Source organism: Aminobacter sp. LjRoot7 (genome assembly GCF_964252895.1).
GTDB lineage: Bacteria > Pseudomonadota > Alphaproteobacteria > Rhizobiales > Rhizobiaceae > Aminobacter > Aminobacter aminovorans_B.
Window position 1 is genome coordinate 282,436 of the sequence record NZ_CAXUPX020000006.1, and the last position, 13,202, is coordinate 295,637.

Annotated in this window: 12 protein-coding genes; 10 read left to right on the plus strand and 2 right to left on the minus strand. The window is 63.7% G+C overall.

Features of this window, described 5'->3' with window-relative positions; all coding sequences use genetic code 11:
• Positions 1 to 17: 17 nt before the first annotated feature.
• Entirely contained in the window at positions 18 to 1,211 is a 1,194-nt protein-coding gene (locus ACSQ3E_RS18715) for an amidohydrolase (RefSeq protein WP_436123857.1), read from the plus strand.
• Positions 1,212 to 1,410: 199 nt separating this feature from the next.
• Positions 1,411 to 2,232 (plus strand): ammonia-dependent NAD(+) synthetase, encoded by an 822-nt coding sequence (gene nadE, locus ACSQ3E_RS18720; RefSeq protein WP_436123897.1) that lies wholly within the window; start codon positions 1,411 to 1,413, stop codon positions 2,230 to 2,232.
• A gap of 38 nt (positions 2,233 to 2,270) precedes the next feature.
• Here nadE and ACSQ3E_RS18725 read toward each other — a convergent pair whose 3' ends face one another.
• Positions 2,271 to 3,497 (minus strand): cyanate transporter, encoded by a 1,227-nt coding sequence (locus tag ACSQ3E_RS18725; RefSeq protein WP_436123858.1) that lies wholly within the window; start codon positions 3,495 to 3,497, stop codon positions 2,271 to 2,273.
• 255 nt (positions 3,498 to 3,752) lie between these two features.
• Positions 3,753 to 3,965 carry a hypothetical protein gene (locus ACSQ3E_RS18730; protein ID WP_436123859.1) on the minus strand — a complete coding sequence of 71 codons (213 nt, stop codon included), beginning with the start codon at positions 3,963 to 3,965 and terminating at the stop codon, positions 3,753 to 3,755.
• 46 nt (positions 3,966 to 4,011) lie between these two features.
• On the opposite strand from ACSQ3E_RS18730, the gene ACSQ3E_RS18735 reads away from it, so the two are divergent.
• The 8 genes from ACSQ3E_RS18735 (at position 4,012) to ACSQ3E_RS18770 (ending at position 13,050) form a co-directional block, all read left to right on the plus strand.
• Entirely contained in the window at positions 4,012 to 5,268 is a 1,257-nt protein-coding gene (locus ACSQ3E_RS18735; RefSeq protein WP_436123860.1) for an aminomethyltransferase family protein, read from the plus strand.
• 188 nt (positions 5,269 to 5,456) lie between these two features.
• The gene (locus tag ACSQ3E_RS18740) at positions 5,457 to 6,284 is read left to right on the plus strand and encodes a methylenetetrahydrofolate reductase (protein ID WP_436123861.1); all 828 of its coding nucleotides are present in this window, start codon (positions 5,457 to 5,459) and stop codon (positions 6,282 to 6,284) included.
• Positions 6,281 to 7,144 carry a formyltetrahydrofolate deformylase gene (gene purU, locus ACSQ3E_RS18745; protein ID WP_436123862.1) on the plus strand — a complete coding sequence of 288 codons (864 nt, stop codon included), beginning with the start codon at positions 6,281 to 6,283 and terminating at the stop codon, positions 7,142 to 7,144. Before ACSQ3E_RS18740 ends, purU begins: the two co-directional genes overlap by 4 nt.
• A 92-nt stretch (positions 7,145 to 7,236) precedes the next feature.
• Complete coding sequence (locus ACSQ3E_RS18750; protein WP_436123863.1) at positions 7,237 to 8,442, plus strand: aminotransferase class V-fold PLP-dependent enzyme; 1,206 nt, start codon at positions 7,237 to 7,239, stop codon at positions 8,440 to 8,442.
• 9 nt (positions 8,443 to 8,451) lie between these two features.
• Entirely contained in the window at positions 8,452 to 9,411 is a 960-nt protein-coding gene (locus ACSQ3E_RS18755; protein ID WP_436123864.1) for a 2-hydroxyacid dehydrogenase, read from the plus strand.
• A 68-nt stretch (positions 9,412 to 9,479) separates the two neighbouring features.
• Complete coding sequence (gene glyA / locus ACSQ3E_RS18760) at positions 9,480 to 10,754, plus strand: serine hydroxymethyltransferase (RefSeq protein WP_436123865.1); 1,275 nt, start codon at positions 9,480 to 9,482, stop codon at positions 10,752 to 10,754.
• 332 nt (positions 10,755 to 11,086) lie between these two features.
• Entirely contained in the window at positions 11,087 to 12,127 is a 1,041-nt protein-coding gene (locus tag ACSQ3E_RS18765; protein ID WP_436123866.1) for a porin, read from the plus strand.
• A 131-nt stretch (positions 12,128 to 12,258) separates the two neighbouring features.
• On the plus strand, positions 12,259 to 13,050 hold the full coding sequence (locus tag ACSQ3E_RS18770) for a helix-turn-helix transcriptional regulator (protein WP_436123867.1): 792 nt from the start codon (positions 12,259 to 12,261) through the stop codon (positions 13,048 to 13,050).
• Positions 13,051 to 13,202: the final 152 nt, after the last annotated feature.

The window sequence follows — 13,202 nt, forward strand, 5'->3', positions numbered from 1 at the left end:
ATTCAAGGACCAATACGATGAAAGACAAGAGTTACGCGCTGTCCAACATACGCCCGTGGGGCGCTGACACGGTGGACATCCTCATCGAGGGCGATCGGATTGCCGGCATCCGCCCAGCCTCGAAGCCTGAAGCCGGCGATGTCGACGGCGGCGGCCTGCTTGCCATGCCGGGCTTCGTCAACACGCATGCGCATGTCGACAAGAGCTGGTGGGGCAAGCCCTGGGTCGGCTACACCTATTCCGACCGCCCGACCGTCGAGGGCTGGATCGCCAACGAGCGCGCCCAGCGTGACAAGTATGGCGTTCCGAACGTATCATCGAGCGCTGCGGTGCTGCGCCAGTTCGTCCGCAACGGCACGACGGCGACCCGCACCCATGTCGACGTCGACCTGGGTGTCGGGCTGCGCGGACTGGAGTGCGTCGAGGCGGCCAAGGCCGAACTCGGCGATGCCATCCAGGTCGAAACAGTCGCTTTCCCGCAGGACGGCGTGCTGCGCCGCCCCGGCGTGATGCAACTGCTTGACGAGGCGGCAAAGGCGGGCGCGGACAATATCGGTGGCCTCGACCCGGGCACGATCGACGGCAATGTCGAGGCCGTGCTGGACGGTCTCTTCGACATCGCCGTGAAGCGTAACGTCGGGCTCGATTTCCATCTGCACGAGTTCGGCTCGCTTGGCGTCTACGAGTTTCGGCAGGTCATGCGGCGCACGATCGATGCCGGCCTGCAGGGGCGCGTCACCATCTCGCACGGCTTCGTGCTCGGTACGCTGCCCCAGAACGTACAGGAAGAGATCGTCGAGAAGCTCGCGGAAGCGGGTGTCTCATGGACGACGGTCGCCATGGGTGGCACGGCGCCGCTGCCCTGGCAGCAGATGCGGCAACGCTCCGTGCCTCTCGGACTCGGCACCGACGGCACCCGCGATTTGTGGTCACCCTTCGGCGATGGCGACATGCTGCGCGTTGCGCATCAGTTCGCACGGTTGAGCGGCCTGCGCCACGACGACAAGCTCCTTGCTGCCGTGGAACTGGCGACCAAGGGCGGTGCGCATTTTGTCGGACGCGACGTGCATGACCTCGTCGCGGGTTCGCGTGCCGACATCGTGCTGGTAGATGCCGAAAACGTCTCCGATGCGCTGATCCGTTGCCCCCCGCGCAAGCTGGTGATCTCGGGCGGACGCATCGTCGCCCGCGACGGCGACGTGCTGGTCTAAGCAGCCACGAACTCCGAAATGAGCAAAACAGGCTGCGCCAGCTTCCCATGAGGCTGGCGCGGCTTGACTCGTTGAGGTCCGGCACGTTGGCAATGCCTTCTCGAGGGAGGAGCATTGACACTGCCGGCGCTTAGCGAATTACCTGCGCGAACTTCTTTCGCCAAAGGCTGGCACTGCCAGGCCACAACAGGGAGCGGCCATCGTGCTTGAGCTACAGGCTGATATCATCCGGACCCTTGGCGTAGCGTCGGAGTTCGACGCCGGTGTGGAGACCGAGCGGCGCATCACGTTTCTGGCCGACTACCTCAGGGCATCCGCGATGCGCGCCTATGTCCTTGGCATCAGCGGCGGCGTCGACTCCCTGACTGCGGCAATGCTTGCGCAAGCCGCCGTCCGGCGCTTGCGCGAACACGGTCACGAAGCGCAATTCATCGCCGTGCGCCTGCCATACGGCATCCAGGCCGATGAGGCCGATGCGCAGGCTTCGCTCGATGTGATTGGCCCAGATCGCACGGTGACGATCAACATCAAGCCGGCAGCGGACGCCATGTTGGCAGACGTCCGTCGCGATGCAGGGGACCTCTTCGAGCCGGCGCGGCTGGATTTTCACTTGGGTAACATCAAGGCTCGCCAGCGCATGATTGCGCAATATGCGCTAGCCGGCGCCGTGCGCGGCCTGGTGATTGGGACCGACCATGCAGCAGAGGCGCTGATGGGGTTCTTCACCAAGTTCGGTGATGGTGCTGCCGATATCACGCCACTTGCAGGTCTCACGAAGCGACGTGTTCGGGCGATCGCCGCACGTCTTGGCGCACCGCAGTCGCTGATCTACAAGGTGCCCACTGCAGACCTCGAAAGCGATGCGCCGCTGCGGCCTGACGAAGACGTGTATGGCGTGACATACGACAACATCGACGACTTTCTCGAAGGCAAATCGATTGCCGAACCGGCCCGCCAGCGGATCCTCGCGATGCATCTGGCGACAGCGCACAAGCGTGCCTTGCCGGTCGCGCCAGAGTAAGCGCTCACCGACCCCATCACTTGGAATGCGCTGTCGAGCTACGTCGCCGCAGAGGGACTGGATTGATACGGTTCGATCGGCTCCATGACCTCGCCGTAACGGCTGGGGTCGAAACGGAAATAGAAGACTGCACTTGCCGTCACGAGCATGGCGTGCATGACCCAGCCAGCCGAGAAACTGTCGGTGAAACCGTGCAGCGTTGCCATGGCATAGGGTCCAAAGGCTGCGATCAGGAACCCGCCTCCTTGCATGGCGGCGGCAAGTGCACCCGCCTGATCGGGGTGGGGCAGATGGTCGAGCGCGGTTACCATGGCGAGCGCGAAGCTGCCACCAAGCCCCACGCCACAAAGTGCGACCCACAACCAGGCGCAGGGTGCTGGAAGACATGCCAGGCCCAGGAAGCCGACGACCTGGACGGCGGCCGTAAACAATAGCCAGGGACGCCTGTCGCTTGTGCCGCGGGCCAGGAAGGGCAAGCCGAAGGCCGAGGCCGCCTGGCACAGAGCCATGATGGCTACCAGGTTGCTGCTTTGCGAACCCGTCCAGCCCTGGGCCTGATAGTAGGGCGCAAGCCAGGCCACCATCGACGAATAGCCGCTATTGACCAGCCCGAACGCCGCGATCAGTGCCCATGTGCGCGGGCGCTGCAGAAGCAGCCTTGTCATCGGCCTGGCCGGTGCCGTCGCTTTTGCATTTGCAAGGACGCGGAAGGCGGCCAGCAAGGCCACGAAAACGGGAGCTGCCAGCCAGGCGAGCGCTGCCCGCCAGCTGTACCCTGCATTTGCCAACGCAGGCATCAACCGCGCGCCAACCGCGCCGCCGCCCATGATCATGGCCGAGTACAGTCCGGTGACTGTCGGTACGCTGGCGGGGAAGCGAGCTTTGATAATCCCCGGAAATACGGCCTGGACGAAGGCAACGCCTGCGCCACACAGAATGGCGGTCAGGATCATCGTGCCGCCATCAAAGGCAGCAAACCGCAGCAATGACCCAACCATTAGCAAGGCGAGCGCTGCCAGCAACCCCTGCCGCGTTCCGACTGCGATCTGAATGGCCGGCGCGACAAACGCGCCGATGCCCATGAGCGCCATTGGCAGCAAAGTGAGCAACGAGATGCCGGCATATCCCATGCCGGTATCTTCGACGATGTAGGGGAGCAGGGTCGCCGGGGCTGTGATGAAGGGCCGAAGATTGACGCCAATCATCACGACGAGGGCGAGCATCGCCCATCGCTGGTTCGCCAAGGCTGTCTTGGTCTTGTCCATTTGCGTGGGCTATCCCCTGGAAGCCGAACCTGCCGTCCTGGAGCGGTAGAGGTCGTCGGCGCGTTGACCAGCATCTGGACGATCCTGGTGTGCCGTTCGCCGCCACAGGATGATCGCCACATGGGCAGACGGTTAGCCGTTGTACGTCACATGCGCCAATTAGATGTTTTCATGGCCAGCATGCGGACTCCCAATAGGCAGACGACATGTTCGTCTACGCCTGCGCGTTTTCAACAACGCCGGCGTCGACTGCCATCACTTGAACCTCAGGTATCCCTCCGGCAACTCCGGGCATTCCGAATTTTGTTCCTCCGTGAAAATCTCGACAGCAATAGACGCGGTTGAAATGGCCCGTTGAAAGGGCTTCGCCAAAGCAGCGATGGAACAGTGCCGGGCATGTGCCTGCGCCAATTCTTCGACGGCCAAGGTGAATTTGATCGCGTCGGGGAAACCGGTGCGCACCAGCATCGGCAATTGCTGCCCCGCTCGTGGGGCGCGTGGAGGAAAGACTTCTATGGACGACGTCAAATTCATCACCGGCCTGACCGCCGCAGCCGATGCCCGGGTCGCATTCCGCGGCACACCGTTCGTCGAGCGCACGGCGCCGCTGAACCAGAACGCCTTGTGGATGCGCTGGGACAGGAACATGGTCGTCGATGCCTATTCCGACATGGTCGAGGAACTGGCGGCGATCCGCACCAGGGTCGCCATGGGCGACATGTCGCCTTTGTCGAAATATGTCATTGCCGGTCCCGACGCCGAGAAGCTGATGGACAGCCTGATCCCGCGCGACATCACCAAGCTCAAGGTCGGCCAGATCTACTACGCGCCATGGTGCGACGAGAACGGCCATGTCGTCGGCGACGGCCTTGTCTTCCGCATGGACGAAACCACGTTCCGCGTTTCGGCCGATCCCGGCTTCACCTGGTGGAAGAGCCATGCCGAGGGCCTCGACGTCGTGGTGACCGATATCACCGATGACTATGGCATCCTCACCTTGCAGGGACCGCGCTCGCGGGAAGTTCTGCGGGCTGTGACCGGAAATGCATTCGACGAACTGCCGTTCTCGCGGCTCGGTTTCGTCACCATTGCCGGCCGGCAGGTCGAGATCCTGCGCCAGGGCTTCACCGGCGAGCACGGCTATGAGCTCTGGGTCAAGGCCGCCGATGGCGCTGCTGTGTGGGATGCGGTGCAGGAAGCGGGCGAGCCGTTCGGCATTCTGCCTGCTGGTGCCTGGGCACTCGATCTGGCGCGGCTCGAGGCAGGGCTGCTGATCGTCGGCTACGACTACACCAGCGCCGGACCCGATCACGGCGGCGCCGGCATCCAGGCCGCCGGCAAATTCCGCGCATCGCCTTACGATCTTGGCCTCGGGCGCCTGATCGACCTGCGCAAGAGCGACTTCGTCGGCAAGGCCGCACTGCAGCGCATGTCGGATGCAGGCGATCACCGGAAGCTCGTCGGCCTCGATATTGACTGGTCGCGGGCCGCCGGCGGCAAGGGCCTCGAAGGCGGTGCGCCAGGCAATCTCCGGCGCGTGCGCTGGTACCCGGTGCCGGCCTTCCACGACGGGGCTGAAGTGGGCCATGCCTCGAGCGTCGCCTGGTCGCCATCGGTCGGCAAGATGATCGGTTTCGGCCATCTGCGTGGCAAAGCAGCCGAGATCGGCGCGCAGCTGACGCTGCGCTGGACCAGCGACGGCGAGACGATCGACGTCAACGCCCGTGTCATCGAACTGCCGTTCCTGTCGCTGAAGCGCGCCAACGGCTGACGCGGCAAGCGTCGCATCCTCCCCGAAGAACCGCCGGGCGGTTGATCCGCCCGGCGCCAGGAACACGTGGCGTCGCCCGCCATGGCGGCGAACGCCCGGGGCTTGCCGCAAGGAATCAAGGGCAGACCATGACCGAACTGACTGAAACCGTTACCGCAAGGCCGTCTGTCCGGGGCGTGGCACAGGCAATGTCCATCGAGCTCGCACCGGAGCAGGTGCGTGGCTTCGCGCCTGACATCGAGCAGTTTCCGCTGGGCTCGCGCGTGTTCCTGACCCATCTCACCGGCAAGCCCGAGGCGATGCAGGTGGAGGCAGCGTTGCGTATCAGGGAGATGGGCTACATCGCCGTGCCGCATCTCGGCGCCCGCAATTTCAAGACCGAACAGGATTTCATCGACCTCGTCCGCGCGCACAGCCGCAATGGCATCACCGAGGCATTGTTCCTCGGCGGCAATCCGGCACTTTTCCCCGGGCCGATGAGTGAATCGGCGCAGTTGCTGGCTCATCCCGTTCTTCGCGACTCGACCATCCGTACGGCCTTCGTCGCCGGCTATCCCGAGGGGCACCCAAACATTACCGATGCCGCTCTCGCGGACGCGCTGTGGCGCAAGCTCGAGATCTGCGATGCCCGCTCCATCGATGCACGTGTGGTCTCGCAGTTCGCCTTCGACGGCGCTGCCATGGGCGCCTGGGCGCGAGGTTTGCACGAAGAGTTTCCGGGGCTTCCCGTCCATGTTGGGCTCGCAGGCGTCACCAGCCTGGCCAAGCTCATCAAGTTCGCCATGATGTGCGGGGTCGGCGCGTCGGTTGCCGCGCTGAAGCGCTCGGCGAGCGGCATCTTCAATGTCATATCCGACCGCAATCCGGCCGATGTCATCGAGGCAATTGTATCCAGCTATCCCGAGCCCAAGGGACCGCTGCATCTGCATTTCTTCCCCTTTGGCGGCTGGGAAAAGACGCTTGCCTGGTACAGCGAACATCAGGGAGCCCGCCGACCGCGGATCAATCTGCGATGAACCGGGCTGCTGTCCAGCAATCCTTCGTGCTCCAGCTTTCGTGCCAGGACCGGCCTGGCATCGTTGCTGCGGTCACTGCGCAGCTGGCGGAACTCGGTACCAACATAACCGAGAGCAGCCAGTACTGGGACCAGGCGTCGAACCGCTTCTTCATGCGCATCGCCTTCGCAACTGCATTCGGCACTCCGGCGTCCATCGAGGATGGCTTGCGGTCGGTGGTCGGACGCTTCGCGATAGAGACGACCCTGTTGGAGCGCCGGCGCCGGCCGAAGATGGTCATCATGGTCTCCAGGTTCGACCACGCCCTGCTGCACCTGCTTTACCAGATCCGCGTCGGCTGGCTTGATGCGGAGGTGGCGGCGATCATCTCCAATCATGACGATAGCCGGGAAACGGCCGATTGGGCGGGCGTGCCTTTCCACCTGCTGCCGGTCAGCAAGGACACGAAGCGCCAGCAAGAGGAACGCGTACTCTCGGTGGTCGAGGCGACCGGCTCGGATCTGGTCGTGCTGGCGCGCTACATGCAGGTGTTCTCGGACGATCTCGCCAAGCGCCTGTTCGGCAAGGTGATCAACATCCACCATTCGTTTCTGCCGAGCTTCAAGGGCGCGCGACCCTACCACCAGGCCTTCGAGCATGGGGTGAAGCTGATCGGGGCGACGGCCCATTACGTCACCGCCGATCTCGATGAAGGACCGATCATCGAGCAGGAAACCGAGCGCGTCGCGCATTCCATGAGTGCCGAGGACTTTGTCGCAACCGGCCGCGACATCGAGAGCCGCGTGCTCGCCCGCGCCGTCAAACGGCATCTCGAAGGCCGCGTCATGCTGAACGGACGCAAGACCGTCGTCTTCGCCTGACCACGCGACCTTGGGAAACAGTGCATGCCAGCCGGCAATGGGCGCGGCGCGAGGATCACTCGTGCCGCGCCACCAACAGGAGGAACCACGTCATGAAGAATGGAACCACGCACCTTTTCGTGCCAGGCCCGACCAACATCCCCGATGCCGTTCGGCGGGCGATGAATGTCTCGATGCAGGACATGCGCGCGCCGGATTATCCGGAACTGACGCTGCCGCTGTTTGCCGATCTGAAGAAGATATTCAGGACCGATACAGGCACCGTCTTCATCTATCCTGGCTCCGGCACCGGCGCATGGGAAGCGGCCATCTCCAACACGCTGAACCGCGGCGACCGGGTACTGATGTCGCGCTTCGGCCAGTTCTCGCATCTGTGGGTCGACATGGCCCAGCGGCTCGGCCTCGAAGTCGACTGCATCGACGTCGAGTGGGGCGAGGGGGTTCCGGTCGAGGAATACCAGCGGCGGCTGGGCGACGACAAGCAGGGCCGTATCAAGGCTGTGTTTGCCACGCATAACGAAACGGCCACCGGCGTCACGTCAGACGTCGCCGGCGTGCGCAAGGCCCTCGACGCAGCCGGCCATGGCGCCCTGCTGTTCGTCGACGGCGTCAGCTCGATCGGCTCGATCGATTTCCGCATGGACGAATGGGGCGTCGACCTTGCCGTCACCGGTTCGCAGAAGGGACTGATGCTGCCGGCCGGCCTTGGCATCCTTGCGGTCAGCGAAAAGGCCCTCGAAGCGCACAAGCAATCGCGCATGGAGCGTTGCTACTTCAGCTTCGAAGACATGAAGGCGTCATCCGCCACCGGCTTCTTCCCCTATACGCCGCCGACCCAGCTGCTGCACGGGCTGCGGGCGTCGCTTGACCTGATCTTCGCCGAGGGGCTCGACAACATCATCGTCCGTCACCAACGCCTCGCCGAGGGTGTGCGCCGTGGCGTGCATGCCTGGGGGCTCAGGCTCTGCGCCAAGGAGGAGAAGTGGTGGTCGAACACCGTCTCGGCGATCGTCGTGCCTGACGATATCGATGCCCGGCATGTCATCGCCAACGGCTATTCGAGATATCGCACCTCATTCGGCGCCGGGTTGAGCAAGGTTGCCGGCCGTGTCTTCCGCATCGGCCACCTCGGCGATCTCAACGAGGTGATGTGCCTTGCGGCTTTGGCCTCGGCGGAAATGTCGTTGCGCGATGCCGGCGCCAAGGTCGAAGCCGGTTCCGGCGTTGCCGCCGCCCAGGAATGGTACCGCACCGAGTTCACTCGCGATCGGCAGCCGCAGCAAGACCGCGCGGCTTGAGGGGACAAGATGACCAGACCGAAGGTAATCGTCACCCGCCGCTGGCCGCTTGAAGTCGAGGAGCGGCTGGCCAGGCAGTTCGATGTCAGGCTCAACGAAACCGACCGCCCGTACAACAGGAGTGAGCTGCGCGCGGCATTGCGGGAGGCCGATGCGGTGCTGCCGACAGTGTCGGACAGGCTTGGCGCAGAGGTGTTTGCGGACGGCCTGAAAGCGAAAATCCTCGGCAATTTCGGTGTCGGCTACAACCACATCGATGTTGCTGCTGCCAAGTCTGCGGGTGTGGTGGTCACCAATACCCCTGCGGTGCTCACCGATGCCACTGCTGATCTGGCGATGACGCTGCTGTTGATGTGCGCCCGCCGTGCCCGCGAAGGCGAGCGCGAGCTGCGCTCTGGAACATGGACCGGCTGGCGGCCGACCCATCTCTGCGGTACCCAGGTTACCGGCAAGACTATCGGCATCATCGGCATGGGCCGCATCGGCCAGGCGATGGCGCGGCGCTGCCATTATGGCTTCGGCATGGATGTCGTCTTCTACGACAGCCAGCCGGTTGCCGATCCCGGGATGCCGGCGCGCCAGCTGGCAACTGTCGACGACGTGCTTGCCGCGGCCGATTTCGTGTCGCTGCATTGTCCAGGCGGCGGCGAAAACCACTATCTGATCGACAGCCGTCGCCTCAGCCGCATGAAAAAATCGGCGTTCCTGATCAACACCGCGCGCGGCGATATCGTCGACGAACGGGCCCTGATCAACGCGCTCGACGACGGGCGCATCGCTGGTGCGGGGCTCGATGTGTTCGAAAGCGAGCCGGTGGTGCCGCGCTCGCTGACCGAACGGGACGACGTGGTGCTGCTGCCACATCTTGGAAGTGCCACCAACGAGACCCGCATCGCCATGGGAATGCGGGTGATCGACAACCTCACGGCCTTCTTCGAAGGGCGTACCCCGCCCGACGCAGTCAACTAGCCGTTCATTCGCCCAGGGGCGGGCGCAGGCTTGCGTCCGCCAAACTCATTGCCAGGAGACAAAGAAGCATGTCCGGCTTTTTCCAACGCGACCTGAAGCGCCAGGACCCTGTAATCGCCGACGCGATCGCCCGGGAGACCGGCCGCCAGCGGTCGGAGATCGAACTGATCGCCTCCGAGAACATCGTCTCGCCTGCAGTGCTCGAAGCGCAGGGCTCGGTGCTGACCAACAAATATGCCGAGGGCTATCCCAGCCATCGCTACTACGGAGGTTGCCAGTATGTCGACCTGGCCGAAGCCGCGGCGATCGAGCGGGCGAGCCGGCTATTCGGCGCGGCCCATGTCAATGTGCAGCCGCATTCCGGTGCGCAAGCCAACGGCGCCGTGATGCTTGCCCTGCTGAAGCCGGGCGACACCTTCATGGGGCTTTCGCTCGCGGCAGGCGGACACCTCACCCATGGCGCAAGACCAACGATGTCGGGCAAGTGGTTCAATGCCGTGCAGTATGGCGTGCGCGAGAGCGACAGCCTGATCGACTACGACGAACTGGAGGCCAAGGCGCTCGAAGCGCGGCCAAAGCTGATCATCGCTGGCGGCTCGGCCTATCCGCGCATCATCGATTTCAAGCGCATCCGGGCGATCGCCGACAGCGTCGGGGCGCTGATGATGGTCGACATGGCGCATTTCGCGGGCTTGGTTGCCGGCGGCGTGCATCCCAATCCCATTGAGTTCGCCGACGTCGTGACGACGACCACGCACAAGACGCTGCGCGGACCACGTGGCGGCATGATCCTCACCAACAATGCCGACATCGCCAAGAAGCTCAACTCGGCGGTCTTCCCCGGTCTGCAGGGCGGTCCATTGATGCATGTCATCGCCGCCAAGGCTGTTGCTTTGGGCGAGGCGCTTGAGGATGGCTTCAAGGACTATGCCAGGCAGATGGTAGCTAACGCGCGTACGCTTGCCACGACCTTGTCCGCGCGCGGCTTCGATATCGTATCGGGCGGCACCGATACGCATCTGATGCTGGTCGACCTGCGTAGCAAGGGTGTCTCCGGCAAGGACGCGGAGGCTGCACTCGGCCGGGCCGGGCTGACCTGCAACAAGAACGGCATTCCGTTCGATCCGGCACCGCCGGCGGTCACATCGGGTATTCGATTGGGCACACCAGCTGCCACTACGCGTGGCTTCCGCGAGGCCGAGTTCGCCCAGGTCGGCACGCTGATTGCCGACGTGCTGGATGCTGTCGGCACCGATCGCGCCGCCGAGCAGGAGCGGTCGATTCACTCCGCCGTGGAATGGCTCTGCGCCGAGTTCCCTATCTACGAAGGCCGCTCAATCTGACCCTGGGCGGCTGAGAGCCAATGCGGCAGCTTGGCCGCTGCTGCATTGGCTCCTTTTCGCATTACCTGCAGATATGGATTTGCGTATCTCGGCCATTCGGACAGCGCCGCGCCTGTCCTAACGTCGCAACGCAATCGCCGCCCACACCAAGATCCAGGCCGGCCGTTCATCGGCAGGCATCATGCACCTCCGTCATGCGATGGGGGACGACGCATGCTGCCTGACGCCAACGGGGAGGAGCGCCTGGATCGCGACGATTGCCGCCTGCATCCGGGGAAGTCCACCCCGGCATGGAAACCAGAACAGCTACAAATCGGGAGGGAACCGGGACAATGAACTACAGGAAAGTCATGCTTGGCTGCGCCCTGGCAATCGGTGCGCCCCATGGCGCCCAAGCGGCTGATGTCATGGTCGCAGCCGAACCGGAGCCGATCGGCTACGTCAGGATCTGCGATACCTATGGCGTCGGCTTCTACTATCTGCCGGGGACTGAAACCTGCCTGCGCGTCGGCGGCTACATTCGCTACGAGATCGGCGTGGGCGACCTGTTTGGCGCGGACCGTGACGATGACGGCCGGGGCGATACCTATTTCAAGCGTGCCCGCGCGGCGCTGAAGATCGATGCCCGCTCGGAGACTGAACTCGGCACGTTGCGCCGCTACATGCACATCAACTTCCAGCATGACATCGACTCTGACGGTGGCCACGAAGCGATGGAGATCGAGAGCGCCATCATCGAGCTGGGCGGCTTGCGCATAGGGGTGAACGACTCGCTGTTCATCACCTTCGTCAACTATGCAGGTTATGTCTCCAAGGACGACATCATCGGCTACGGCCCGTTTGCCACGCCTCAGATCGCCTACACCTACAAGAACGAAAACGGCTTCACTGCGGCAGTGTCGCTCGAAACCGGCTACGACCCGTTCGTTGTTGACAGCTACATGCCGCATGTCGTGGCAGGCCTGTCCTATGCCCAGTCCTGGGGTGGCGTGGCTCTTGTTGCTGCCTACGACTCGGTGTCGGAGGAGTGGTCAGGTAAGCTGCGCCTCGATGCCACCTTCAGCGATACGGTTTCCGCGTTCGCGATGGCAGGCCTCAAGAGCGACGACAGTGCTGCTTATTCCCAGTTCTACGGTATCTGGGGCGGCCGGTGGGCGTTGTGGGGCGGGGCCACTATCAAGGCCTCGGACAAGGCTTCGGTGAATTTCCAGCTGTCTTATGACGAAGACGAGAACTTTGCCGCGGTTGCCAATGTCGCTTACCAGGTCGTGCCTGATCTGATGGTCACGCCGGAGATCGGCTTCTACGACAATTTTGCCGCCGACGGCGCCGACATGATCGGCGGCTTCGTGCGTATGGAAGCATCGTTCTAGCGCTTGCCCGTTCCAGCAGACGCGGCTCCGCCGGCTTGCGCCGGCGGAGCAATGCTCCGATGATCATGTCCACCATGCATCGGAGCAGGGATGCGCTCTGCGCGCGTCCGTGAACATTGCGAAAGATCAGTATGCGTCTGCCCCCGATCGATCTCAGTCGCGAAAACACCTTCGGGGAACTGACCTATGAGACCGGTGGCCAGTATGGGCCGATCATGGGCGACTACCTCGCCTTCATCGTCGTCCATATCGGCAGTGCCACGATCGAGGCTGACGACAGAGTGACCAAGCTCGAGGCCGGGCAGTGCGCCTTCTCGCTCACGCATGACCGCTACAACTACATCGCGCAGGAGGGGGGCTTCTCGCATGTCAGCTGGTGCGACGGCCGCCCGCAGAATGCCGGCTGGCTCTACCAGGAAGCCGGCAAGATCGCGCCTTTTATCGACGCGACGCCCCAGGTCCAGACCCTCATGCAGCTTGGCGTCGACCTCGGCATCGGCGACCGCGACAGCCGCAGCGGACTGCGCGAGGCACTGACCAACGCGCTGCTCAACGCTTACATCTACGAAGCCGGGGTTCTGGCAGCGGAAAAGCCGGTGCCGCAGACGATCCTGCGTGCCAGGCGCTACCTCGATGAGCACTTCGCCGGCGACCTCACCATCGAACATGTTGCAGAACAGGTGCGGGTCAGCCCGCAATATCTGGTCTCGGCCTTCAAGAAGCATATGGGCATGACGCCGGCGCGCTATCTCTGGCGCTGCCGTGTCGACTATGGCGCCCACCTTTTGCAGCGGACCGGGCTGTCGATCAGCGAGATCGCCTACAAGGTCGGCTACAAGAACCCCTACCACTTCTCGCGCCAGGTGAAGCTGGCGTTCGATTGCTCGCCGACGGAGTTGCGCGAGCAGGCGCGCGGCGCGTAGACGCGATCTGCCGCCGGGTGAACTGGCGATATGCGATTGCCAACCGCATGCATGGCGGATCGGGCGTCATCCGTGGAATTCTTCACCTGCCGATCGGAGCTGTGGCCCAAGACACCAGCCAGACCGGCAGCGGAGGAACGACTGTCTAAGGC

What these genes read in the sequence shown, in the direction of transcription:
- ACSQ3E_RS18740 (WP_436123861.1), top strand. Translation starts at nt 5,457, where the DNA reads ATGTCCATCGAGCTCGCACCGGAGCAGGTGCGTGGCTTCGCGCCTGAC.
- purU (WP_436123862.1), top strand. Translation starts at nt 6,281, where the DNA reads ATGAACCGGGCTGCTGTCCAGCAATCCTTCGTGCTCCAGCTTTCGTGC.
- ACSQ3E_RS18750 (WP_436123863.1), top strand. Translation starts at nt 7,237, where the DNA reads ATGAAGAATGGAACCACGCACCTTTTCGTGCCAGGCCCGACCAACATC.
- ACSQ3E_RS18735 (WP_436123860.1), top strand. Translation starts at nt 4,012, where the DNA reads ATGGACGACGTCAAATTCATCACCGGCCTGACCGCCGCAGCCGATGCC.
- ACSQ3E_RS18765 (WP_436123866.1), top strand. Translation starts at nt 11,087, where the DNA reads ATGAACTACAGGAAAGTCATGCTTGGCTGCGCCCTGGCAATCGGTGCG.
- ACSQ3E_RS18715 (WP_436123857.1), top strand. Translation starts at nt 18, where the DNA reads ATGAAAGACAAGAGTTACGCGCTGTCCAACATACGCCCGTGGGGCGCT.
- ACSQ3E_RS18770 (WP_436123867.1), top strand. Translation starts at nt 12,259, where the DNA reads ATGCGTCTGCCCCCGATCGATCTCAGTCGCGAAAACACCTTCGGGGAA.
- ACSQ3E_RS18725 (WP_436123858.1), bottom strand. Translation starts at nt 3,497, where the DNA reads ATGGACAAGACCAAGACAGCCTTGGCGAACCAGCGATGGGCGATGCTC.
- glyA (WP_436123865.1), top strand. Translation starts at nt 9,480, where the DNA reads ATGTCCGGCTTTTTCCAACGCGACCTGAAGCGCCAGGACCCTGTAATC.
- ACSQ3E_RS18755 (WP_436123864.1), top strand. Translation starts at nt 8,452, where the DNA reads ATGACCAGACCGAAGGTAATCGTCACCCGCCGCTGGCCGCTTGAAGTC.
- ACSQ3E_RS18730 (WP_436123859.1), bottom strand. Translation starts at nt 3,965, where the DNA reads ATGCTGGTGCGCACCGGTTTCCCCGACGCGATCAAATTCACCTTGGCC.